Below are 23853 nucleotides of genomic sequence, written 5' to 3' on the forward strand. Positions count from 1 at the left end.
TTCTGTATATTTTTGAAATGATTGTCCTTTTCTTGCCATAAAAAAATCCCCTCCAGATAAAACAGTATTGAGTCCATCATATCAGATGGACTCTTTTTTTACTGTCTACCTATAGGGGATAATACCAGCTTGTCCCTCTTTTCTAAAAAACATACAATTGTATTAATCAAATTAAGTTTATTTATCTGTTTTATCAAGATCATCGGATAATTTCTTCAAAATATCACGTGCTTCTTTTTTCTCTTCATCTGTTAACTTAGCAGTCTTACTTTTTGCTTCCAGCGATTTAAGTACTTCCATGTATGTACTATCTTTAGTACACACAGTGTCTGTATAAGAGTCTCCAATCGCTATTAGGGAATAATAGATAGAATCCACACTATTATTTGATCCCTGACCTAAAAGATATAAGGTGCCATCTTTATCAATGCTTATAGAATTGTTTGAAGTACCACCATGTAATTTAAGGGTTGACGATGCCATTTTCCATTTTAGTGATCCATCTGGATTTATAGCGTGCAGTTCACGACTTGTAGTAACATATACTACACCATTTTTATCTATTACTGGTGAATTTTTAATAACTTGAGTACCTGTTGAATATTTCCATTTTAATGTGTAGTCCGGATTATATGCATACACACCACCAGTTTTAGATATATAAATCGTTCCATCTTTCGAATATATTGTAGGAGCAGATCTTGAAAGTAAATCATCATTCCTCCACTGCTTTATTGGATTTCCATCTTTATCAAAAACATATAAAATAGATCCACCATTTATATATAATTCACTATTTAATCCTAGAGAAAAACCAGGGTTACCCCCATTTCCATTAAGCTTTTTATTCCATAATTCCTTACCGTTTTTATCATGAGCATAGAGATGATAATACTCACCACTTGAAGCTAAAGTATAAATTGTTCCATCTTTTGATATAATCATAGAGTTTGTTCCATTTGCATTAGCATTTTTAGACAGTTCACTTGATACCCACTTCTTTGATCCATCTGAATTATACGCGTCTATTGTTCTTTTATTACCAGCATAACGTACATAAACTGTACCTTCACTGTCTAGAATAGGAGTATCATAATAACCAGTATCTTTAGATTGCCATTTAACTGAACCATCTGGATTTAAAGCTGTTAGTTTTCCTCCTGCAACATAAATCGTTCCATCTGCTGCTACAACTGGTGAGGTGTATAAATTTGTAACACCATCTTTAATCCATTTAACTGAACCATCTTTATTAAATGCATACAATTTACGGTTAGAATTTCCTATATAAATCGTCCCATCATTTCCGATTGTTGGTTGAGTGTAAAACAGTTGATTAACACCATTTTCGTGATAGAGCTTGTATTCCCATTTAACTTTAGTTGTTTCTGTTCCAGCATAAGGTGAATTCCTATTCCAGTTTTGTCCAAAAGGAAAATCAGCTTTCAAATCATATTTACCTTGTTCAAATTGCTCACCTTGTGTACTTGTGGTTTCTGCTTTTGTCATTGAATTAGGATGTAATCCTACCACCAATGCAAGCAGAAGCATCGTTAACATAAACTTTTTTTTCATAATATACCTCCTAAATGCGATATTAAATTGTATGAAAACAAAATCATATTTATTATATATTATAATTAATAATTTAAATACTAAAAAACTAATATAAACAGAAATATAAAAAAGACCAGCAATTGCTGCCCTTACATTGATTGCATTGTATTTTCATTAGTTGGTGGTTGCTGTGATGGATAATTCCCCGTAAGCGATGTATAACATTCTATACAAATATGCTTTTTCGCAAATCCCATATCTAGTTCATATAGACGTGCCCCACGTTTACAGATTTCGCATCTTGTTGCGATTCTAAAACTTATAGTTCCATCAAGTTCCCTCCATACCTCGACTTTATTCATGCCATTTGAAAGCCCTGCATTATTTAATACATTAATAGGGATGTTTACAAAAATTCCAGCTTCAGATCTTTCCAACTCTACTAAATATCCCATAAACGGTGTTACATCCCCACGTTGTGGAGGTGTAACAGCTGAATTCTGATTCATATACTATTACTCCTTTCTTCTTTATCCTAAACTATTAAAGTGCCATCCATTTGAGTTACAGACATAGAATCCTAATCCCCGGTTTCCTTCTACAAAACGAATATGTCCCCATTGTTGGAATCCACCGCCGCCTAAATTAATTCCTTGCATCGCCCTTATATTAGAAAAAACTTTTACATCCTTTTCTGTACTTATATCAAATGTTTGTCCGTCTGCTGCTGGTTTTATATTATTATTCACACCACCTACAGCAAGTGCGTTAAACGGCTGAATACCATCCGCTCTTTCTGCTGCAGCACGATCCCAATTATACATAGATGCATATTTGCCACTATATAGCGTTACACCACTTACACAAATCGCAGTCCCTTGTCTCATGTCAGCACTTCCAGAACAAACTTTAATAATCAATGCGTGTTGTTGCGGAATATAGTTTTTCGGGACTTTGAAGGTAAATGAATATCTTCTGATTTCTCCATAAAATGTAGACGGCTCAGGAAAGTCCATTTTTTGTTCATTCCATATATCGTAACTTACATTGTCTCGGAATTTAACACAACATACATGTAAGCGTGGTTTCCCTGTTTTACGTACACCATTTATCATAGATGCTCTAAAGTGAGCAGATACTGTGTATTCATTTCCGGGATGTATGCCATTATTCACGATTGCTTCTGGATAGTTATACATGTCTACCCTTGTAGCATTCACCATTTGCTCGTAATCGAATATATGTGTATTCTTTTCTATTACGACATTTCCCCATGACCTCCAAGTAAGGCCGTATCCACCTTCAAACCCATAATAATCGTTATGTCCAATGTTTTTCTTTGTAACACTAGAAAAGTCGGGATCTGCTATTAGGTTTCGTCTTGATACCGCAGTTGTTTTTGTTCCCCATTCGTCTTGGAATAGGAAGTCTAGCATTTTAACAGTTACACCATCTTTATCAATGGTTATTTTGTCACCGTTAATTCTAATAAGATTCGTATCAATGCCTTTTGCTGTTAGCCATTTGACCATTGTATCTGCATTAATATCCAGTTTTGCAGCATTGATTGTAATTTTCCCAGGGGACATATTGATGGCAGTGACAATTCCGTCCTTTAAAATCTGCGCTAAAATCCCTTCATCTAACACTTCTAACCTAGATTCCGTTTTCCTTGCATAGGCATTATAAGTCTCATTTATAAACGTTTCTTGTTTTCTAGAAACGATTGTAATACCTTTTTCATTTGCGCCAATACTTCTTTCTAACTCTGTAACTTTCTGATTGTATTTCTCAGTAGCTACTCTATTAGCTATATCTTCTAGCATTTTATCAACATCCGTTTGATCTTTCGGATGTAACCAAAATTCTGTAGCTATGGTGCCACGTTGTAACATAGGTGCAGCACACCACAAACGCCCATTTCTTGTAACGTAATAACGCCATCTCACAAACGATGCATTGGCTGGTGCTTTATCTGAACATACAGCAGGAACCCATGTATGATTTACAACCTTGATATTCGTTCTAGCTGTTTTAATGCGAGTTTTTTTGTCAGCAGTCCACCATTCAATTTCAATAAATGCGCCGCCACTATCAATAGGTGTTTTCCCATCAGTATTGAAATAACCCGATGCAACAAAGGCTTCGTTAACCTGACACTCAATGAATTGACTTGTAAGTCCCCACCAACGATCTTGAGTCTGGCCAGTAACGGTAATTGCAAATGTATTCATGCCTTTGTATTTTAAATTCGTATCAACAGAACCAGTAGCCCCATTACCACTATTCCAAAACCAATATTTCGGTCCTAACTTAAAATCCGCATCACGCAACTCGTTGACAGTACCTAAACCGCCTACATAATCCTCAACATCTTTCTTTTTCATTGTTAATTTCAATGCTTCAGAGTGTTGCTGTATCGTTGTGGCAGCCTGAGTTAATGTTTTCCCTTGCTGAGTTTGTGTTTCCTGTAATTTTTTAACGCTTGCAGTTGTTCCTTCTGCATTCTTTTCTACAGTGTTAACACGTTCATTAAAAGAGGTTTGTGTTTTTTCTGCCATTTTAATACTTTCTTTAATACCATCCACGCTTTTTTCAATCTCGGTTGTTTTCTTACTGAATTCATCATTCGTTACTTGATTTTCTGGAGCTGGTGTCCAATCCTGTGGCTTATTCCCTTTATATAAAGCAACCCATTCTACAATGGCTTTTGTAGTGTTACTTGGAAAGTTATACAGACTCAACTTCCTTTCATTTCCACTCGTTGCTGCTACAGCTTTAAAAGTTACATAGGTAATTCCATTCGCATAAACACTTGTTGCATATCCAACATTATTCGAACCGCCATTTTGCCAAATCCCGAACTTCTGCCCCTTCGGAACGCTACCTTTAATTACAAATGTATATTCTTCACCTGTAGAGAAATTTTCGGTTAGAGAATATGGATTGATTAGATAATCTGTTTTTTCGTATTTAGCATTTGAATCTAATAACAGATTACGTCCTCCAGCTTTATCGTTATTAACTTTCTTTTCTACACTCTCCAACTTCTCACTAATCTGACCAGCCTTTTCTGTAATTTCAGTTGTAGTTTTCTTTAAAGCATTTGTTGTTTGCTGCACCTCAGAGATTGTCTTTTTTGTACCTTCAAAAGTCTCTTCTACTGTATTTAACTTTCCAGTGATTTCACCATCTTTTTTTGTTAATAACTCAATAGATTTAGTAAAACCTTCGTTGGTTTGTTTCATTTCAGAGACAGTTTTATTAATTTCACCTTGAGAGTTTTGTACATTTTTAATAGTTTGCGAAACTTCTTGGAGACTATTTTTAACTTCCTTGAATTGTCCCGAAGCTTCTTTTTGCGCTTCTTCCACTTTTTTATTTAATTCTTCTTTTGTAAGTTTAATATCCTTATTAACCTGCTCCATTGTTTCTTTCTTGATAGTTTCCATATCAGGAATAAGAAGCTCCCAACCTTTACCGTTCCACACTTTTAAAATACCAGGTTTACCATTGCTAATATCTCGCCATAATGTTTTACCTACTATAAGATTATCGGTCGGTGGATTTTTAGCTTCAATTATATTTACCGTATTATTTTTAAGATTCTCTTGAACTTTTTCAGCCAGTGTTTTTGCTACTTCTGATTCTTTCTTAGCATTATTAGCTGTTTCATTTGCATCTTTCACTAATTTATCTAACTGATTTATCAGTTCTTGCTTACTACCTAGTGAACTAAGGATACGATTGTAAATCTTTCGTAGTTCTTCATTTGGATCTGTAATCTCACGGTAATCACCAAATGCGTATTTATCTTGCGAAGGATCAGTATGTGATTCATCACCAGCGATTGCCCTTGCTTCTAAATAAAGCTTAGGTGTGAATCCAATATCTTTAATTCGAATTGTATCTCCCTCATTGATTAACTCGTGAGCTAGTCCAAATACACGCCCTATACTTTGTGCTTGAACATCATAAGAGACAGAGGTATTCACACGTTTTGCTAACTCTATTTTCATAAGAGTCAATAAGCGTTCTGGTGTTATATCTTCTTCTGTTTCTGGAGTATAAAATCCAAATTTGTGTTTACCTTTTTCATTCCAACGTTGAAATGCATCGTTATCCACAATATATGGAATACCCTTATTTATATCTGAGATAGTGAGAACTTCTCCACCTTCTTTTTTGATAAAGCCAATTAAAGCTGTACAAATGTTTTGTGAGTTTTCAATACGTTTAATTCCAACTAAATCTTTACCTAACGTGACTTCCTTTCCTGTTTCTCTTCCTCTTTTTTTCACCATGTCTACATACCAACCTGCAATTCGAGAACCAACCACTTCAACACGGTATATAATTTCTAGTTCAAATAGGGAAGCAATCTTTTTTAAGAGACTCAATGGATCTATAAATTCATCAATAGTCATAGAATGAAATCCAGCATACTCCGTTTTACCACGCTTCCATTTTGTACCTACAAGAGCAATATCCATAAATTCATTTACTGTCTTACCTTCAATTTTCTGCGGACAAATATAGTCATCTTTAGCAAGATTAATCCATGCACCTGATGCATAAGTAATTACGGATCTATCGTCAGGGTCTTTTTCTACTTCAGTGATTACATACGGAACAATACGCCCATCCCTTACTTCTTTTAATACTAAGTTCTGTTGCATAAGTGTTGCTGCATATTTCGTGTTATCAAATACTTTAAACTCTAAAGTATCGATATTATTCTTGATTTCCCAATGACGTTTATCATCCCAATAATCTTTTGGTTGTATAGCTGAAACGATTTGACTGGTTTTAAAATCAATAATATGTAAGACTCCACTTGGTGTTCTCATCTAAACCGCTCCCTATATTTAACCTTTGCTGTTCCGATATCAGAAGGCATGATTTCTAGTGTATTCATACCTTTATTAATGATAGGAAAATTACTGAAAATGTCCTTAATATTAATCGCATCCTTCCCTTCAATCATTACATGACTATTTTCTGTATCAATTACGACTTTGTCACCAACATCGACTATATAAGGCGGTGTATTTTGATTATTTAAATTCACTTTCCAAAATTTCAAATCCGAAACTGTCATGGCTTCTACTGGCGGAACATCTTGCCACTGCATGATACTAATCTGTATTTGAGCCGCTTTTTCCATATGTTTATTGTCTTTATCGGTCCATCTTGCAAAGCGTTCTGAATCATCTTTTTCTGTTCCAGGAAGAAATTTTGAAATATAAGCTTCCCAATCATTACCGGTTCTAGCAATCCACAACCTACCATAATACTGATTCCATGTATTCGGATAATCACCACTCTCATAAATTAAACCTGTTTTTCCAGGCTTATTATCATATCCAATTACCATCGTTCCAAAATTTTGTTCAGCTTGCCAATAGAGGTCATTCATAGCAATTTTTGAAAGAACTTTGCTGTTTTCATCGAGTATTGCTATCTCAACTCGTCCCATTTCATTGATCTTTTTACTTTTACATGTAACGTGGGCTTGCATAATAAAATCTTGTACTGGCCCACCAGGGATACTCTTCTTAACAGCTGCGCCATGCCATCCATTACCCGAGCCATAGTCCGAACAATAGAATTGGTAACTATCTGTTTTCATTTCACCAACTGGATTACCATCTTCCATAGAACTAACCTTACTCCACCCTACAGTTGTGGACATTTCATCCCATATAAGACGTTGATTTCTTTCTACAGGCAATTGTTCCATTTTTAATGGCTCTCCGATACGGAAATAATCCGGTTCCTTTGAATATTTATCTTCAAACCATACATCTAAAAAAGTGTTTGGTTTCGTAATGTCGATCTCAATAATAGGATTAGAATGAACAGTTCCTTTATTTTGAACGTTTGCCATTAACCCCAGTGCACCTGTTTGAAATTCTACTGTTCGGGTAGGTCCTAATTTATAAGGCATCGGACAAATAAACTTCAAAGTACCTTTACCTAACGTAACGAAATCATCAAGATTAAAATCTTCATCAATTATAGCTAAATATGTTCGATCAGGAGTTGCATCAAATACTAGCTCAACTGCTTCTTCTGTAATTAACCATGCTGCTATTTCTTCTTTTAACGTTTCTAAATCTGTTCCATCTGGAACGATAATTCCTACAGGGACAGGAAGTGGACGAGGGTCTGTATCCGTTCCTAATAATCTTGCACCTGGATATCCAGGTGTTTTTAAGAAATTACGTTTTAGAGGTGCCCATGCTGGTGGACTCCATCCCTTTTCTATTTGAATGTACTCCTTTCGTTGGTTGTTAAAAGTAAAAGAACTCATGCCAACACCTCATTTCTTTATAAAATAAAAGAAACCCAAACCTAAAAGGCTGAGTTTCTTTTTGCTTCTCTTTCTTGATACTCGGTTGTATAGCGATAAGTACCGCGTGCCACGTCTCTTCCTTCTAAATTAACAGGCACTTCAATAACTAAATCTCCACCAAGCATTGGAATAACTTCACCACTAGAAGATGAACTAGATCCGTAATTAATCACTTGATTTGATACGCTGCTTGCCATAGCTTGTCTACTATTTGACATGCTTCCATACACACCACTCATGACACTCTTTAATCCTGATAATTGACTCACAGAACTAGCCATTATACGGCTCATGTCACCCATTAGTTGATTTATTTCTCTCGGCATAGCAAATTGTTGTCGTGGCATGGCTGCTACAATTCCTGCACCAATATCTCCAAGTGTCTTTTTATTCAATGGTAAAACCGCTTCTTTTCCGGCTTCTCCTGCACCTTGCAAGTTTCCGCCATTCATTCCAAAGATAGTCGGTTTAGTGAAGATACCACCTTTTGCACGCCAATCTATATTGAGGCCGGACGGAAATGTAATATCTTTTCCTAAAATGTTTTTCGTACTAGTTTGTAAGCTGAAGTGTGGAAGAGGCGGCATTTCTGGTTTTGGAATTTTCAACTTCAAGTCACTAAAGAATCCTTTAATCTTTCCAATGAATTTTTCTATACTGTCAACTGCATCTTTAATTGGATCTATAATGAAATGTTTTGCCGCTTCAAATTTTTCTTGAGCTGCATTCTTAACAGAATCAAATTTTTCCCGTGCTGTGTTGTACATATCATTAAATTTCTCTTTTGCAGAATTATAAGCTGAAATAACTGGTTCAACGATGTATGTGTAAACCATCTTCCATGCTTCAAGTGTATACCCTTTTATTTTCGCCCAAATTCCTAACATCCAATTGGATAAATCACTAAACTTTTCTTTTACTAAATTCCAAGTATCTTGTACAGGTTTTATAATATATTGTTTAAATAAACCCCATGCTGCTGATGTATATGATTTAACTGTCTCCCATTGTGAATTTAGCCAAGAAACTAAATCACTGAACTTTTCTTTTACTAAGTTCCATGTATCTAGAACAGGTTGAATAATATATTGCTTAAATAGTCCCCAAGCAATTTGCGCCATTGCTTTTGCAATTTCCCATTGTGTACCAAGCCAAGTGACCATTTCACCGATTTGTGTACTTACCCAGTCGTAAGCTTCCTGAATCGGTTGAATAATATATTGACAGATTGCCGCCCATGCAATTTGTGCACCTGCCTGTATTAACAACCAACCAGCTTCTAAAACGGTAGAAACTGCCGAAATAATTGGATCTAAAACAGTAAGAATTGTATCCCATGTTTCTTGCCATGCTTGCGTTAATGTTCCCCACAATTCAGATGCTGTTTCAACTAAAGAGGACCACCAAGAGGAAGCAGTTTCAACAATCCCAGACCATAAACTACTAAAGAATTCACCTATCGGATCAAAGAAACTATGCATCATTTCTATGAAAGAAGACCATGCTTCAGAAAAGAATTCAACAGTAGAATTCCATGCATCGCTACACGCCTGCTTCACACCCTCCCATAAATCACTAAAAAATTGACCTATCGGATCAAAAAATTCATGCATTGCTTCTAAAAATGAAGACCATGCTTCACTACAGGACTGGGATATCCCGTCCCAAAGCTCTACTAAGTACTCTTTAATAGAATCCCATGCTTCTATTGTCCAATTTTTAATATCATCCCAGTTTTTATAAATAGCCACTCCTAGAGCAACTATAGCCGCTATGATAATAGGAACTATTGCAACTATGCCTAGTGCGGCGGCGGCTCCGATTTCAAATACACCCATGACCGCCATAACTATTGGCGCAATTGCCATAAGTGCCCCTGAAATTACCCCAATAGCCGTTGCAACTGCTGCTAATGTCGCTGCTAATTCTGGATTATTAGAAATCCAATCAGCAATACTAGCAACAACATCAGCAATCACTCCTAGTATAGGTTCAAGAGCCATTTTTAAATCTTCCATTGCCTTTTGAAACTTAACTGCTGGATTTGCATCCATTTTTTTTATGGATTCATTCAATTTCTCCTGATTCTTTTGGAAGTCTACGGTTTTTTCCGAAGCTCTTATTAAAGTATTAGTTAAATTTTGCCCTTGGTCCTCAAACATAGTGGCTAGAACTTTAACTCCTACTTGATTCTTTTTAACAGGATCTTCTATTCCTTCTATCGCTTTAGCTACTTCTACCATAGCTTTTGAACCATCACTTCCACCTTTAGCGACAGCTGCACCCCATTTTTCTATTTGTTCAGTTGCAATACCAGAACCATCAAGTGCTTCTTTTAAAGCTTTGTCAGCTCCTTGTGCGAATTCATTTAATTGAATCCTACCTTCTTTAAGCCCATCTAAAAGATTATCAATCATTTATATTCAACGTGATGCGCAACGTCACGCACGTTCTCTTATGAACTGCTATACGTCACCGTATAGATTAGACTATATCTTCAACTACTTGAGTTGCTCCCCGTTTCGAGTGTCATTTGCTTACACCCTACGTCTTCCGACTAGTCGTTGCACGTTCCTTAATAAAAAGGCTTCGCTCAGTATTGTCTCATTTGAGAGTTTCACTGAATTAAAGGAGTTTTTCATTGTACGTCACCATACAAGGGAACTATAATCTAATTCCAACTACCAGTTTCAACACCAGCTTCCATAATTGCTTGGACTTCTTCAGCTTTAAATCCTGCACGAGTCAACTGACTCCCATATTCGGCAATGATATCTAATTGTTCCGGTGGAAATCCCATTTTTAACAACGCATCTGTCATAGATAGAGCGTGTTCTTGAGATATTCCTAATTCATTACCTATTTCATAGGTTTCTTGAATTAATTCAGTAAAATCAATCCCTTCATAGGATTGAGCTATAACTGCTGCACTTTTTGCCATTGATGCATTTGCTTGGTCACTTATATCTTTATTTAAAGCCCATTGTCTTCTAATACCTTCTAAAGCCGCTGCTCCATCCACACCATATGCCGTAATTCCTCTTACAGCTTCTTCAACTGATTTTTTCGAAGACTCTGGGACCTCAAAAGTAATATCAATCTTTGTCTTTAACTTTGACATATCCATCGCTTGTTCTACTGCGCTTGCAATACCACCACCAGCCGCTATACCACCAATGACGTTTTCGAGTCCTACTTTGAGTCCTTCAAACTTCTTCTCGGTTCTGCCAGCTTCTTGTTGTAAATCTCTTAACTCATTTTGTACTTGTTGTATAGAGTTTCCGGCATCCACAGATCGAAGGGCACGTTGTAATTTTTCAATATCAGCTTCAGTTCCTAATGCTTCACGACCAATAAGACCAATTGCTTGTTCTAACTGTCGACTTGTAGCCGATCCACTTTTAATTGCATTTACAAGACGATTACCTAATGCCCTCGCAAAATCATCAACACTTTTTCCTGTAGCACTAAATAAAGTTTCTAATTGTCGTGTTGAACTTGCTACATTTTCTTGTTCGGCTTTCATATTACCGAGCTTGTTTTTCAGACCATCAAGTGACCCTTGTGTAAATTCAATTTCACGCCTAAATGCGCGGTACTGCTCTTCTGAGATTTTCCCATTTTGAAATTGCTCTTGAACCTGTTGCTCCGCTTCTTTTAATTTATCGAGCTTTTGTGTAGTTTTTTCAATTTGTTGTGTAAGCAACTGTTGCTTTTGAGCAAGTGCCTCAACGTTACTGGGATCAAACTTTAATAAACGTTCAACATCTTTTAACTCTTTAGTCAAAGAATCACTTTGCTTATTCACGTCTTTTAAGGCATTTTGTAACGGCTGCGTATTCCCTCCAATTTCAATCGTAATTCCTTTAATTTTTCCTCCTGCCATTATCTCACCCCTTTTTCTTAGAAAGCATTAAAGTCTTCTTGAGTTGCTTTTCGAACTTTTTCTTTTCCTGGATTTTTCATTTCAGCATACTCAGCGATATAATCAAAACAATCACCAATCGTCATCACTTCTAAGTCCCAATATGTAAGCTTTGCTTCATAGCAAAGAGCAAGGAACAATTCAGTGCTTAATTCTTCATCACTGAAAGTCCCTTGCTCTTCATTAATTTTCTTTACTTTTTTTTTGCTCCCATTGTTTTTTGAACCATCTCATTAATTTCCGGCATTATATCGTAAATAGGAAACTCATCAAACCCTTCTAACCAAGTCATCGGGTCTGGAATTTCAGGATCAGCTGTTTTAGCGTATAACCAAACTAAATCGTAACAAACTTCAAAATCTACTTTATCGAAATCTAAGTTAGAAAAATCAATAGTGCCTTCTGTTGCATCTTGCGAAGCGAATGTACCTATAGCTCCTAATTTAAACATATCGGCAAATAAATCCCGTCTAAATTGCGCCTTATATCGCTTGGCTGATGCTGCATTAGCTTTTAATTTGACCTGTTTTCCGTCTATTGTAATTGTCTTTTCCATCTACTTACGCTCCTTTTGGTAATGCAGGTACTTTTGTATACACTTTTTTGTACCAATTATTATAAATATCTGTTTTTGATTTAGTAGTAGTTTTCGTTTTAACCATACGTTTTCCATTAATATCAATAGGGCTGGATACAAATTTAAGTTCATTTGTATTTGGCTCCGCTGAATTTGTTTTCGTTTTAGATGCAAGTGTTGGACGACTTGCAGAACAGTTAAACATAACGTGTCGAGTTGCTCGTACATCGCCATCAAATTCAAATAATAATGCAAATGATTTTCCTTTAGCATCCGCTAACTCATTTAACACACCATCTTCTTGGTCTAATTCCTCTCCTAGTGCATCAATTGCAAATTGTTCCGGAATAGTCGCAATAGAAAGCGTTCCATCATACCCTTGGTTATTACTTGCAGCGTAATAAAGCATGTCATCAGCGTAGAATTCAATTAAATCCCCTCGTGGATCAAACGTTAATTCAACCGCACCAGGTAATGGAATTGGTGTATTAAATGTAACTACACCATCTTTAATATCGAAAAGCGCATAATGGACATTCTTTAAACCAAATGCTACTTTATTTTCATTCATTTATATCAACCTCGTTTCATAAAATTTTTGATACATATTTTCAGATTCAATAAAAGTCCCATACGAGTCATAAGGAATCTCGTGATCATCTAGAACTTGTTCTAGCTTGGCTTCCGCAACTACATCTTTCTTAGTTGTATAAAGCTCTATATTTACATCATTTATCTTGTGATACACTTTGTTATCAGCCATTAAATTTGCTGACCCATCCACAAGAAAACAGATATACGGTGGCGCCGGAACTGGATTACCTGGTGTTGCTATGAAATGCGAATAAGCCACAGGATAGCCTGTAGCTTCAAGAATTTTTATAAATTCTCCTAATGTTAATGTCATGATTCAATTGCCCTTTCAATACGTTTTGGCAATTCATCAATTACATACTCTTCAACGGGACGAATATGCACTTTCTCCGGTACTCGGCCACCACTAGCTTTCGCATGGCCATTTTCTAAAAGATGCGTTAATTGCCCTTTTGTATTATGGATAACAACGGCTTTATCTACTTTTTTCTTACGCCAACCTTTACGATAACCACCTGTTTTTTTAGGACTATTTTGTCTTAACTTGTTTACAGCAATATCAGCTACATCTTCTTGTGCATTTGTTAATTCTTCTTCCACAACATTTGCATACCTTTGCAATTCTCTAGCAAGATCACTCGCAAAATTACTCATATTAAACATGCTCCTTTGCGATAATAGTCAATGTTTGATACATTTCATCATCATTCATTGGCGGTTCGATAATGTCAAAGATACGATTCTTCATATTAATTCGCATTAATTCTGTAATACCTGTTTTATAAGGAATTACAAACCGATAAATTCGTGTAGACTGTGAAGCTGAAGCTTCAATATACTCAGAGCCTTTCACCGTTTTTATCATTGCCCATGCACTTTTAACTTCTTCCCAATTACCTGTTTCAATTGCTTGATTCAATTCATCTTTTATTATTTCAGGTTGTTCAATGCTAATTCGATTTCTAAAGTCACCTGTATTCAGTGGTTTTTTATACTGAAAAGGACGCATTTTACTCACCATCCAATTTGATTTCTTCCAATGCTTTTGCAATACCAAAACTATTAATTTCGGTTAAAAAGTTTTTAGTAAAATACTCAAGTGCATCATTATAAGCATAACGAGAACGTTCAAAAACTAATTCTTTGAACGTCTCATCTTTGTTTATGTCATACAATCCACATACTTTTAATAAAGCTTCATTGGATGCAAAAAGGATGCGCTTTAGGTTATCGTCTTCATCATCACCCAAGTGCATCCTATCTTTGAACTGCTGTATTATTTCGTCTGAAATTACTGTTTCCATTTACATCACCCTTCAGTCGGTGGTGTTACTTCTTCAAGCTTTAATGTGTAAACTTGTGAAGTGTATTTATCCTTCGGTTTACCTGTAGCATATTGTTTAGCAATATAAACAGTTGCATCTTCTAAAGCTAATGTTTCTTCATACTTCTTGATTGGCTCTGTTCCACCCATTGCTGCAACATATTGACCTTTAACAAAGAATAATACTTTTCCTTGAGGTACAAACACTGACTCTGTAAGAATTGGATTAAATGGCAAACTAGTTACATATACTCCAGCCGCATTTTGAATTGTCGCGTTTGCTTGAATATCAAAAGTATCAAACGGATTAGTTACCATAACTACTTTACCAGCAATATTTTTTGGTCGATCTGCGTCTGAACCATCAGCATTCAATTTTTTAGCTAGTAGTTTAACAACATCTTTTAATTCATTGATTGTTTTGCGGCCTGGTTCGAACGTTAAAGTGCCTACTGGCTTTTTATCTGGATATACTCCATTCACAACACTTCCACTTGGATCTTTTAATAACCCGATAGGTTCATTTTTACCTGTACCAGCTACAAATCCACGCTCTAAACCTACTTTCATCGCTTCTGTAATCATTGTACGAACATAACGTTCTACCCATACAGGCCCAAGTTTCAACATGTCATTTGCTAATGGAATAAATGCCGTTAATTTAAGTTGGGAAATGCTATCTTTACGGAATGTAGCATTTAATTGCCCTTTAATATCATCAAATAATGGTCCCCATACCGCTGCACCTTCTGGATCCCCGTAAATAAATTCTGTTACTGCACCCAGATTTTCAAGACCGATATGTTGTAGGAAAGGATGATCTTCAACTAAATCATCAAAAATACGTTCTTGAGTTGTCTTAGGTAAAGTTTCAGTAGACTTAAAGCCGCCTTCTTCCACAACTGCATTAAAGAACTTCATTTCTTCACTTGTTAATACATTAGCACCGCGAGATTGCATAATAGAACGATCTACCATTGATTCATTCACTTGATTTAAAATATCTGCTCTTACATCTGTAGCAAGTGCTTCAATCATGGAGTTCAATGCTACTGATTGTTCTTCTGCTGTACCTTCCTGTGTAGCTTTTGCAAATGCTAGTTTCTTTTCTTCAAAATTATTAAACTTGATAACCATATTTTATTTTCCTCCTAAAGTTAAAAAGAGCCTACTCAGATTCTGTTTTGTATTAACAGGCTCTTGAATAAGCTCTTTTGGATTTTGATTATTTTGTTGTTTCGTATACTTAGCTACTAAACTTTCTTTTAAATTTTCTACAACTTCCTCTTCTTCATCCTCTTGCGTATCATCAATTTCAATTTCATCAGCAATTTCATCAGCTAAACCAAGAGCTACTGCTTCCTCTGCTGTTAGCCAAGTTTCATCTTTTAAAAGTTGTTTTAATTCTTCATCTGTTCCAACAAAACGTTTCTTATAAGATCCTGCTAAAGCTGAATCAATCTTTCGTAAATCTCTTGCTGTTTTTTCAAAAAGATCTGCGTTTCCATATTCAAAGGTACTTGCTTGGTGAATCATCATCATAGTATTACTAGGCATAATAATTCTGTCTCCTGCCATTGCAATTACAGATGCGGCACTAGCTGCCCAACCATCAATATGAACTATAATTTCTGCACTATGCTGCTTTAACTGATTACAAATTGCTACACCATCGAATGCGGAACCTCCACCCGAATTAATATGAACGTGAATTTTTTCCGCTTTAACATCTTGAATTTTTCTTCTTACTGCTTCAGCATTATTTTCACTAAACCATCCACCAATTGATCCATAAACAGTTAATTTGTATTCATTTTCACCTTTAGCTTCAAAACGAATGTCTCGTTTCAAATTCAAAAGCTTACTCATATTCACATGTTCCATCATTTCTCACCCCCTTCAGATTCATTTAATTTTGTATAGTTCTTCGTAATATGATGGACATTTAGGTTTGCATCATCTGACTCTTCATAATCTACTTCTGAACGAATTTCATTTCCTGTAAATGCGCTTGAAGAAATGAGCTTATCAATACTTGTCGCAAGATCAAATATACTTTGATAGGAAACAGCTTTAACCTCAATTTTTTGTCCCAAAAGATATTCACTCATTTCAAAGAATTTAACGTTCGCTTCATCAGATAGTTTTTTTAATAATGGTCGTACTGTGAAAAGCATATAATTTTTCGTTTGCTTTTCTACATCAGCCATTTCTCCATATATCAAAGCTATAGGAATACCGATTGCCATAGCTACTTGATTTAAAAAACCATTTGTTACTTTATTGATTTCTTCCACACTTGGGCCATTTGCAACACCATTGTATATCTCGTTATAATTAATACCTTTTTGCTGTGGAACAATAGCTATATCTTTCGAACCAATTGACTTATACATGTTGTCTATAAACTCTTGTAACTTTGCTATTTGTTCCTCAGTTTTAGCACCAATCATATCCATATCAACTGTTCCACGAACTTGATTTTTACGTTTTTGAGAGTTTAATATTCTGCCGAACAAATCCCCATAATCTGCAAATAATCCATCAATAAGTGGGGTTAATTTATCATTCCGATACTTCAAATGAATAACTTCGCTTTGCTTAAAACTTCTCTTAAACGTATATTCTTTTACCCTTACATCCGTAAAAGTATCTTCAAACACAGCGTACTCATTATGTTGAAATCCATCTGCAATAAGTAAATCACCATCATCTGCTTGTATAACTAAACACTCATTATCATAAATAAGTTTTCGAACAAACCGTTCTCAAAAGGTACTTGCGGTCATATTCTTGTTTGGTCTTACGTTTAATCGATAATAAAGCTCATTCTTCTTAAATGCTTTACCATTTCTTATTCTAAATTCAGATTGACTAATCGTCCTTCCTAAAAATGAAACGCATGTATCAATTGCCAATCGTTTCATATGAAGCCTGTTTGCTGTATCAGTTATTATGTCCAGATCCAACATGAATTCTAGTTCTTTATTTCTTTTAAATACTGAACCTAACCATCCAATGGTTATCACCCCCTTTATTAGAATTTAATATTGCCTATAACAAAATCAGTAGCTTCTTGTATCTCATCCGCCCGATAAAGAGCATGAACAAAACACTGAAACCCATCTGTTTTTCGACGAACAGGCTCTTTCTTTTCGTATATTTTATTTCCATCAGCTTTAATAACAACCAACACATTTTGCGTATACCAACGCATTAGTGGATTATCCTCAAAAATAATTTGTTTATTTGCAAACGCCATTTCAATACGTGGAGCTAACAAACTATGAATTGCTTTTGGGTTTCGTATAACTTCTATTTCAAACCCTTCTGCTACTAATAGTGGTCTTATTGCTTCCATACGGAAGTTATCAGCTATAATTTTTTTAATCCCATATTGTTCTCGCATTTCTACAAACCAATCAACAATGTGTTGAGGATTAATAGTCGGTTCATCAACAACTGTTAGTAATCCTTGCTCTTCCCACTCTTTTATAGGAGCAAATTTCTGTTTTTTAAATTCACCTGCTTTTTTAGAATATCCGTAATAGATATCAACAAATTCTTTTCGTACGAAGGAATGAGTTTTAAAAATGTATTCCCCATTTTGTCTAAATAAAAGACCACATGCTGCAAAGTCCCGAATACTTGCAAAGTCTAACGCCCCTATGCATTCTTGAGCATATAAATCAGGAAAAGGACGATTTGTAGCAAGGATCTCTGACCATTTTGCAACCGACCTTTCTAAATTTGTAACAGGCAAGTTCATTCGCTTTGTCATGAATTCTTCTCGGTTACTTGGATCGTCCTCTAAATCCTCATACTCTTCTTTTATTGTTTCAAGTAAGCCTTCAGCATACTCACTTAACGGCTGAGATAACATTGGATTCGCCATTTCCCAATTATCGATGTCATCAACTTCTTTTTCATCATTTAATTTACAGATGAAAGGGAACAGCGCATTCGGACGGGCTTCACCATTTAAAACTTTCATAGCCTTTTCTTTTAATTTATCTAAGAATCCATCTCTTACATATCCATCTGTACCAATGTAAAATTCACGCGGATTTTTCTTTTTTCCCAAACCACTGATGTGAACACGGACATCTTTATTGCTTTCATATTGATGGACTTCATCAAACATTACAGCCCCATCGCGAAGACCATCTTTTGTATCCCCGTTTGATGTTCTAAACTTCACTACACTTCCAGTCGATTTCGAAATGGTTTGTGTTAATGTTGTTTTAAAAGCTCTTTGTAAAACTTCATTTCTCTTAATACATTTATGAATTTCATCTGGGCTTGTTTTTGCTTGCTCTTCACTGTTTGCAACAACAGAAATGTTATATTCAGGAATTCCATGTAATTCGCTTATTAAAAAGTGAAGAATAACTGTCATTAAACCATTTTTACCGCCACCACGGCCAAGCATCCACAAGAATTTACGATAAAATACACGGTCATTTTTCTTATAAAATAAAAAGACGAATGCTATTAAGAATTTTTGAAATGATTGTAATGGAAAGTACCACTTTTCACCAAAGCGGATACACTTCTCGATCATTTCATCATCAAAATACAAGTCGTCTCTGTTTAAAACGTATTTTTCCAGGTATTTAATTAACAGTTCTCTTTCATTGTTGAACTTTACTTTACCACTTCTATAAAGTTCAATGTATTCATCTACATATTTTTGCCTAATCATACTAAATCACTTGGACTGTAACCCGAATTAGAAGCACCAACTTTAGGAGAAAGTTTTATATCTCTTCCCAAAGCAATTAATGAACTGTTAATTTTATTCCTCTCACTTATAAGAGGGTGGGCTTTAACAAAAACTTGAGAACCGTTTTTTATCGTTACGGACTCGCCTTCTTTATTAATAGTTTTATTTATTTTTCTAAATGCTTTTACAAGATCAATATATCTTTCTACCTTTTCAACTTCGACTAAATCTGTAATATCAATACTGTTCATGAGCTGTTCTTTTAACCTCACAATACTAACAGCCATCTACCCACCCCCCTTACGTGCGTAAAATCGAAAAAACCTGATAGTTAACCCCCTCCTCCGGTGCCCCTTAGAGCAATTTTTGATGAATTTTTTTAAGGGGGGGTATTATTATCGAACCATTTTTACCACTTTTCATCGTTTTCCCATTTATTCGGTTTCTTTTTGAATGTTCTACCGTGTTCTTTATTGTGGCAATCCACACAGACTGTTTCGAGATTGTCCATTTCTAATGCAAGTTCTGGATGATATTCTAGTTCTTTTATATGATGGACAACTAGTTGTATCTTCTTACGCTTTGCACTCTCACTGTATTCATTCGTGTCTGTTTGTACTCGACCATTACGTTTACATTCCTGGCATTCATAGTTGTCACGCTTCTTTACTTGCTCTCGTATACTCTTCCACTCACCACTGTCATAGAACTTACGCTTCTGTTGTTTGGTTTTATATTCTTCCGTCCGCATATATCAGTTCCATTTCTTCTTCCACAATAGGATGATTGTGCTGTATGATCTTTGTGTTAATACGTTCCTCAGTATCTTCTACATGTTCGATGTGAATGTAAGTACCTGATCTACGATTGTAGTTTGTCTTCCAATCAAAGCTAACCCTTACTCTTCCCTTTATCTCTTTACCTTTGTACAGCACAACAGGAACAGCATTGATACCTGATTGTACAATTTGTAATAAGGGTTCTACACTCTCGTTAGATTGTTTGTACTTCCCTAGCTTAAACATATCTACAAAAGCACCATTACATTTCGGACAAACAGTTACTTCTTGATATTCATCTTCTGGCGAATGATACGTTTTAATTTGATAGTCACAAACTAAACAACATCTAGAAACCTTACTCATCTATCTTCACTCCTTACCATTCTCCTAATAACTCACGTAACTTCGGATGTTTATATTCATACCAGTTATAACCCATTGATAATAGTGGTACGAGTTCTTCTTGATATGTTTCTAAAGCTTCTTCATCACTCGTTTGCAAATGATCCTTCAAATGTTGTAATGAGTAATTCATATGGAATTTTTCATTACTCTCACGCCAATTAACTAATGTATTGATTAAGTAATGTCTAGTCATTGACTTCAATCACTCCTGGATTAATTCTTTCCTCACGATATTGAATATCAAGACACTTTTCATAAAAGAATGTAGCAGATACATCAATAGCTACTTGCCCACCATCAGCAAAGAATGTTTGCGTTTCACTCCCTAACACTTGATACTTATGCTCACACATTACCCTTACCCCTTATCATCCCTTAACAAATAGGACCAGAAAATTCTTGAACAAAAAAAGAGTGCTTTTCTTCAAAGCACTCTTCCAAAGGAATTTACCAATCTCGACGCTTATCATGATCACAGTCATGATGCTGATTACGTCTGCGACGACATTCATCACAATCGCAGTCACGATCACGTCTGCAACGACAATCGTCAAAATCCCTACGTCTGCGTCTACAGAACATTAAATCATCCCAAAATCTATCACAATCTCGAAAATGTCTGAAATTACCATTACATCCCATGAATCTGATTACCTCCTCTTAAAAATAGAACTTCATCATATTCTATGTTTAAAAGTCAAAAACAGCTTGTTTACTAGTCTATATTTTCTACCTATCTTTACTTAACAATAAATAAGACGCTAAACCGATCACGGCAGCGCCTACGATAATTGCTACTGGTTTAATCATTATTCCACTGATAATCCTAAATCACGTTGAATTCCTGAAAATGAATATCCATGTACAAATCCTATAATACGAATACCTGAAGCATATCTATGTTCTAAATCATCATTATATGTTTTCTTATAATACTCTAATTCTGCAGCGATATTATGCTTACTATTAATAATCACTTAGGAATCCGGTCACTTCAATTACAACAGCAACATACTCCGCCCCTCCATCCACTGCTTCATTAAAACACTTTTCTAAACCTTCTAATGTTAAATCCATCATTCATCCTCCTCCAAAATAAAAAGCACCTATTCGGATGCTTTTTTCATTAAGTATTAATTTGTACTTTAACTACGGTAATTGAAGTTTTATTCTTCTTCCAACCACCTAATGTTGTTACGTTTCTCTGCACCAACATTATTAAGTAGCTGGAAGAAGAGCAAAAGCTCTCCTTAATAACGGTATCATTCAATCGTTACCATCTGCTGGCTTCGGATTTTATGTGCCATCATTACGAACCGTTTAGAATTTTAGAAACAACATAGTGAGTTGTGTTTCCCGCCACTTCCCACAATACAAATATAACACGTTAATTCCCAAATAACCGACACATTTCCTGCCAAAAAGCGGTCACGACTCTGCCACCCTTTTCATAGCTCAAATTTTTCCACTGCATCTGTTAATTCCACTGGTACACCAAATATACTTTTTTTCATTTCTGTCATTTTCTTTTTAATAATCCACTTTGGATAATTCAATTCTTCTAAAATATTTCTAAAATAAGTTGGATTTAGCTTTAACACATCAGGATTTTTTCCAGTATTCCTTTTGTATCTAATTATTACTTCTAATAGTTCTTCATTTAACATGAATCACCATTACCTCCCCCTTACATTTTATATTTATGTATATACACCATTCAATTCCTTGATACTACCACTTACCCATATCTTATATTGTGTGTAACTGACCCCTTCGCCAAATCCCTTGATATCATTGATTTCGTTTCACTTTCTCTTTTGAGTTACACAGTACAAGATTTATGAGTAACTGTATAGGGATACCACCAGCATTTTGCAAAATAACCTAAGCTATGCGGAAAAATAAAATAAGCTGCCCATATGACAGCTTATTTACATAATTATCGTTATCAAAAGTAACATTTAACTCGAAAATAGCTAATTTTATCAGTTGTTGAATGTCTAAAAAAAATCAAACCAATGATATTGTTGAGATCCTTTGGCAATTTCTTGCTGTGATGACTATCATAGTGACTTTTTCTTCAGCAACAACTATTAGTAGCTAATTACCATAAGGACTTATTTTTGAAATTTGCTATTTTTTAGAAAGTGTGTTAATTTAAGAAAGACCTATTTTTGTTTGGCTTGAGATTAAGAATAAATTTTGTTTTTCGTCTAAGGTATTTGAGCAAGGGTAGTAACATATGTGTGGGTATCCACACTAGGAGGCAACAATTATGGAACAAGGTAAAGTAAAATGGTTTAATGCAGAAAAAGGTTTTGGATTCATCGAGCGTGAAGGTGGAGAAGACGTATTCGTACATTTCTCAGCTATCCAAATCGACGGTTACAAATCTTTAGACGAAGGACAAAGTGTAACGTTTGAAGTAGAACAAGGACAACGTGGCCTACAAGCTACTAATGTTCAAAAAGCTTAATATTAGCTGATGAAAGACTCTCTTGTAGGGTCTTTTTTTATTTTGTTACAATATTCCGAATACAACTTTTTTAAGGGGATTTGGGGTGCTTAACTTTTAATGAAAAAGAAATAAGCAATAATTAGATTTTAAACCTAGTCATTGCTTTATCCATTGCATCTTGGTTAACACCTATATAACGTAACGTGACCTTCTCTGACGAGTGATTGAATATCTCCATGAGTAATGCTATGTTTTTTGTTTGCATGTACATATGGTACCCGTACGTCTTTCTTAGGGTATGCGTTCCGATTTCATCTAATCCAAACTCTGCCGCTGCTCCACTTAATATCTTATATGCCATGCTACGACCGATTGGACGATTTCTACCTTGTCTACTTTTCAATAGGTACTCATTATCTTCCCTTTCTTCGATAAACCATTTAAGCTCTCTTTTCAGTGCTGCAGTAATTTGTATTCGCTTCTGTTTCCCTGTTTTCTTTTCCCGCATAGATATATGACTACCTTTGACATCTCCTACTTTCAATTTCAAAATATCTGAGATTCTGAGCCCTGTATTAATACCCATAATGAAGAGAATGTAATTACGTAAGCTCTTTTCCTTAAAATACTCTTTTAACTGCTGTATTTGCTCTGGATCACGTATTGGTTGAACAAAATTCATTATTCATTACCTCCCGTTTCTTCTACCTCATATACTTCTAATCTAAGAGCAAAAGCTAATTTATAAAAAGCATTAGATTTATTTCGTCTATACGTACGCTCACTCATACCAATTTCGTTATAAACCATGTAATCAAAGACTTCTTCATCTTCTAAATATCGTTTTACAATAATATCCCTTTGTTTTTTACTAAAACGACTTAATGCTTTATCAATTTGAAAAGATAAACGTTGTAATTTCACTTCTCTATCACTCATAGCAACATTTGCTAAAGCAATATCTTCAGCTGGCTTCCCTACTATATTTGTTGGACCGTGATATCTTACCTCGCTAGATGCTGTAACCTTCATCTCATGTCTAATCATCCCAAATTGTCTATAAATACGAACGTTTTCAAGAATCTCTTCTACACGAACCTGCGTTGCTTTGCGATCAATTTTAGGTAAGAAAGTTAATTGCGTCATA

Annotated in this window: 23 protein-coding genes and 4 pseudogenes; 1 reads left to right on the top strand and 26 read right to left on the bottom strand. The window is 35.3% G+C overall.

What is annotated here, in order from left to right; translation table 11 throughout:
• Positions 1-177: 177 nt before the first annotated feature.
• The 24 genes and pseudogenes from D1166_RS06495 to D1166_RS06605 all read right to left on the bottom strand — a co-directional run bounded on the left by D1166_RS06495 (position 178) and on the right by D1166_RS06605 (position 21915).
• Complete coding sequence (locus D1166_RS06495; RefSeq protein ID WP_097814047.1) at positions 178-1575, bottom strand: outer membrane protein assembly factor BamB family protein; 1398 nt, start codon at positions 1573-1575, stop codon at positions 178-180.
• A 131-nt stretch (positions 1576-1706) separates the two neighbouring features.
• Complete coding sequence (locus D1166_RS06500; RefSeq protein ID WP_097856642.1) at positions 1707-2066, bottom strand: hypothetical protein; 360 nt, start codon at positions 2064-2066, stop codon at positions 1707-1709.
• Between the two features lie 21 nt (positions 2067-2087).
• Entirely contained in the window at positions 2088-6407 is a 4320-nt protein-coding gene (locus tag D1166_RS06505; RefSeq protein WP_097814045.1) for a phage tail spike protein, read from the bottom strand.
• Positions 6404-7873, bottom strand: a complete 1470-nt coding sequence (locus D1166_RS06510; protein WP_097814044.1) for a distal tail protein Dit — start codon at positions 7871-7873, stop codon at positions 6404-6406. The genes D1166_RS06505 and D1166_RS06510 overlap by 4 nt, the downstream gene beginning before the upstream one ends.
• 41 nt (positions 7874-7914) lie before the next feature.
• Positions 7915-10329, bottom strand: a pseudogene (locus D1166_RS06515) (phage tail tape measure protein); the annotation flags it as partial.
• A 260-nt stretch (positions 10330-10589) separates the two neighbouring features.
• Positions 10590-11801 (bottom strand): annotated as a pseudogene (locus D1166_RS06520) (hypothetical protein); the annotation flags it as partial.
• Between the two features lie 17 nt (positions 11802-11818).
• Positions 11819-11980 carry a hypothetical protein gene (locus tag D1166_RS31185; protein ID WP_000477703.1) on the bottom strand — a complete coding sequence of 54 codons (162 nt, stop codon included), beginning with the start codon at positions 11978-11980 and terminating at the stop codon, positions 11819-11821.
• A 53-nt stretch (positions 11981-12033) separates the two neighbouring features.
• On the bottom strand, positions 12034-12396 hold the full coding sequence (locus D1166_RS06525; RefSeq protein ID WP_000415912.1) for a hypothetical protein: 363 nt from the start codon (positions 12394-12396) through the stop codon (positions 12034-12036).
• Between the two features lie 4 nt (positions 12397-12400).
• Positions 12401-12988: a major tail protein gene (locus D1166_RS06530; protein ID WP_097814041.1), complete on the bottom strand. Its 588-nt coding sequence runs from the start codon at positions 12986-12988 to the stop codon at positions 12401-12403.
• Complete coding sequence (locus tag D1166_RS06535) at positions 12989-13324, bottom strand: hypothetical protein (RefSeq protein WP_000176452.1); 336 nt, start codon at positions 13322-13324, stop codon at positions 12989-12991.
• Positions 13321-13665: an HK97 gp10 family phage protein gene (locus tag D1166_RS06540; protein ID WP_000064421.1), complete on the bottom strand. Its 345-nt coding sequence runs from the start codon at positions 13663-13665 to the stop codon at positions 13321-13323. Before D1166_RS06540 ends, D1166_RS06535 begins: the two co-directional genes overlap by 4 nt.
• 1 nt (position 13666) lies before the next feature.
• On the bottom strand, positions 13667-14020 hold the full coding sequence (locus D1166_RS06545; protein ID WP_001247295.1) for a phage head closure protein: 354 nt from the start codon (positions 14018-14020) through the stop codon (positions 13667-13669).
• A gap of 1 nt (position 14021) precedes the next feature.
• Positions 14022-14315: a hypothetical protein gene (locus D1166_RS06550; protein WP_000450783.1), complete on the bottom strand. Its 294-nt coding sequence runs from the start codon at positions 14313-14315 to the stop codon at positions 14022-14024.
• Positions 14316-14320: 5 nt separating this feature from the next.
• Positions 14321-15472: a phage major capsid protein gene (locus D1166_RS06555; protein ID WP_097814040.1), complete on the bottom strand. Its 1152-nt coding sequence runs from the start codon at positions 15470-15472 to the stop codon at positions 14321-14323.
• A 3-nt stretch (positions 15473-15475) separates the two neighbouring features.
• Positions 15476-16219, bottom strand: coding sequence for a head maturation protease, ClpP-related (locus D1166_RS06560; protein ID WP_097814063.1), 744 nt, complete (start codon positions 16217-16219; stop codon positions 15476-15478).
• Positions 16219-17364 (bottom strand): annotated as a pseudogene (locus D1166_RS06565) (phage portal protein). The gene D1166_RS06560 and the pseudogene D1166_RS06565 overlap by 1 nt, the downstream one beginning before the upstream one ends.
• 8 nt (positions 17365-17372) lie before the next feature.
• Complete coding sequence (locus D1166_RS06570; protein WP_097814038.1) at positions 17373-19040, bottom strand: terminase TerL endonuclease subunit; 1668 nt, start codon at positions 19038-19040, stop codon at positions 17373-17375.
• Positions 19037-19348, bottom strand: a complete 312-nt coding sequence (locus D1166_RS06575; protein WP_000301142.1) for a P27 family phage terminase small subunit — start codon at positions 19346-19348, stop codon at positions 19037-19039. Before D1166_RS06575 ends, D1166_RS06570 begins: the two co-directional genes overlap by 4 nt.
• Positions 19349-19470: 122 nt before the next feature.
• Positions 19471-19812, bottom strand: coding sequence for an HNH endonuclease (locus D1166_RS06580; RefSeq protein ID WP_089171108.1), 342 nt, complete (start codon positions 19810-19812; stop codon positions 19471-19473).
• Complete coding sequence (locus tag D1166_RS06585; protein ID WP_087967793.1) at positions 19793-20206, bottom strand: hypothetical protein; 414 nt, start codon at positions 20204-20206, stop codon at positions 19793-19795. Before D1166_RS06585 ends, D1166_RS06580 begins: the two co-directional genes overlap by 20 nt.
• Before the next feature lie 13 nt (positions 20207-20219).
• The gene (locus tag D1166_RS06590; protein ID WP_087967795.1) at positions 20220-20441 is read right to left on the bottom strand and encodes a hypothetical protein; all 222 of its coding nucleotides are present in this window, start codon (positions 20439-20441) and stop codon (positions 20220-20222) included.
• Complete coding sequence (locus D1166_RS31190; RefSeq protein WP_000333210.1) at positions 20434-20601, bottom strand: hypothetical protein; 168 nt, start codon at positions 20599-20601, stop codon at positions 20434-20436. The genes D1166_RS06590 and D1166_RS31190 overlap by 8 nt, the downstream gene beginning before the upstream one ends.
• 456 nt (positions 20602-21057) lie before the next feature.
• Positions 21058-21325: pseudogene (locus D1166_RS06600) on the bottom strand (hypothetical protein).
• 371 nt (positions 21326-21696) lie between these two features.
• Positions 21697-21915, bottom strand: coding sequence for a hypothetical protein (locus D1166_RS06605; protein ID WP_000930971.1), 219 nt, complete (start codon positions 21913-21915; stop codon positions 21697-21699).
• A gap of 608 nt (positions 21916-22523) precedes the next feature.
• Here D1166_RS06605 and D1166_RS06610 point away from each other — a divergent pair.
• On the top strand, positions 22524-22724 hold the full coding sequence (locus tag D1166_RS06610; RefSeq protein WP_000434821.1) for a cold-shock protein: 201 nt from the start codon (positions 22524-22526) through the stop codon (positions 22722-22724).
• 121 nt (positions 22725-22845) lie between these two features.
• Here D1166_RS06610 and D1166_RS06615 read toward each other — a convergent pair whose 3' ends face one another.
• Both D1166_RS06615 and D1166_RS06620 read right to left on the bottom strand, forming a co-directional pair.
• Positions 22846-23388 carry a site-specific integrase gene (locus D1166_RS06615; RefSeq protein ID WP_044795331.1) on the bottom strand — a complete coding sequence of 181 codons (543 nt, stop codon included), beginning with the start codon at positions 23386-23388 and terminating at the stop codon, positions 22846-22848.
• Entirely contained in the window at positions 23388-23852 is a 465-nt protein-coding gene (locus D1166_RS06620) for an ArpU family phage packaging/lysis transcriptional regulator (RefSeq protein ID WP_097814037.1), read from the bottom strand. The genes D1166_RS06615 and D1166_RS06620 overlap by 1 nt, the downstream gene beginning before the upstream one ends.
• Position 23853 lies beyond the last annotated feature (1 nt).

This window comes from Bacillus sp. ISO11 (genome assembly GCF_003458115.1).
GTDB lineage: Bacteria > Bacillota > Bacilli > Bacillales > Bacillaceae_G > Bacillus_A > Bacillus_A cereus.

Excerpts from the sequence above, each read along its gene's own strand:
- D1166_RS06620 (WP_097814037.1), bottom strand. The coding sequence starts at position 23,852 with ATGACGCAATTAACTTTCTTACCTAAAATTGATCGCAAAGCAACGCAG.
- D1166_RS06580 (WP_089171108.1), bottom strand. The coding sequence starts at position 19,812 with ATGCGGACGGAAGAATATAAAACCAAACAACAGAAGCGTAAGTTCTAT.
- D1166_RS06550 (WP_000450783.1), bottom strand. The coding sequence starts at position 14,315 with ATGGAAACAGTAATTTCAGACGAAATAATACAGCAGTTCAAAGATAGG.
- D1166_RS06575 (WP_000301142.1), bottom strand. The coding sequence starts at position 19,348 with ATGGCTGTTAGTATTGTGAGGTTAAAAGAACAGCTCATGAACAGTATT.
- D1166_RS06610 (WP_000434821.1), top strand. The coding sequence starts at position 22,524 with ATGGAACAAGGTAAAGTAAAATGGTTTAATGCAGAAAAAGGTTTTGGA.
- D1166_RS06540 (WP_000064421.1), bottom strand. The coding sequence starts at position 13,665 with ATGAGTAATTTTGCGAGTGATCTTGCTAGAGAATTGCAAAGGTATGCA.
- D1166_RS06495 (WP_097814047.1), bottom strand. The coding sequence starts at position 1,575 with ATGAAAAAAAAGTTTATGTTAACGATGCTTCTGCTTGCATTGGTGGTA.
- D1166_RS06605 (WP_000930971.1), bottom strand. The coding sequence starts at position 21,915 with ATGTTAAATGAAGAACTATTAGAAGTAATAATTAGATACAAAAGGAAT.
- D1166_RS06615 (WP_044795331.1), bottom strand. The coding sequence starts at position 23,388 with ATGAATTTTGTTCAACCAATACGTGATCCAGAGCAAATACAGCAGTTA.
- D1166_RS06530 (WP_097814041.1), bottom strand. The coding sequence starts at position 12,988 with ATGAATGAAAATAAAGTAGCATTTGGTTTAAAGAATGTCCATTATGCG.
- D1166_RS06535 (WP_000176452.1), bottom strand. The coding sequence starts at position 13,324 with ATGACATTAACATTAGGAGAATTTATAAAAATTCTTGAAGCTACAGGC.
- D1166_RS06590 (WP_087967795.1), bottom strand. The coding sequence starts at position 20,441 with ATGACTAGACATTACTTAATCAATACATTAGTTAATTGGCGTGAGAGT.
- D1166_RS06500 (WP_097856642.1), bottom strand. The coding sequence starts at position 2,066 with ATGAATCAGAATTCAGCTGTTACACCTCCACAACGTGGGGATGTAACA.
- D1166_RS06545 (WP_001247295.1), bottom strand. The coding sequence starts at position 14,020 with ATGCGTCCTTTTCAGTATAAAAAACCACTGAATACAGGTGACTTTAGA.
- D1166_RS06555 (WP_097814040.1), bottom strand. The coding sequence starts at position 15,472 with ATGGTTATCAAGTTTAATAATTTTGAAGAAAAGAAACTAGCATTTGCA.
- D1166_RS06570 (WP_097814038.1), bottom strand. The coding sequence starts at position 19,040 with ATGATTAGGCAAAAATATGTAGATGAATACATTGAACTTTATAGAAGT.
- D1166_RS06560 (WP_097814063.1), bottom strand. The coding sequence starts at position 16,219 with ATGGAACATGTGAATATGAGTAAGCTTTTGAATTTGAAACGAGACATT.
- D1166_RS31190 (WP_000333210.1), bottom strand. The coding sequence starts at position 20,601 with ATGTGTGAGCATAAGTATCAAGTGTTAGGGAGTGAAACGCAAACATTC.
- D1166_RS06510 (WP_097814044.1), bottom strand. The coding sequence starts at position 7,873 with ATGAGTTCTTTTACTTTTAACAACCAACGAAAGGAGTACATTCAAATA.
- D1166_RS06525 (WP_000415912.1), bottom strand. The coding sequence starts at position 12,396 with ATGGAAAAGACAATTACAATAGACGGAAAACAGGTCAAATTAAAAGCT.
- D1166_RS06505 (WP_097814045.1), bottom strand. The coding sequence starts at position 6,407 with ATGAGAACACCAAGTGGAGTCTTACATATTATTGATTTTAAAACCAGT.
- D1166_RS06585 (WP_087967793.1), bottom strand. The coding sequence starts at position 20,206 with ATGAGTAAGGTTTCTAGATGTTGTTTAGTTTGTGACTATCAAATTAAA.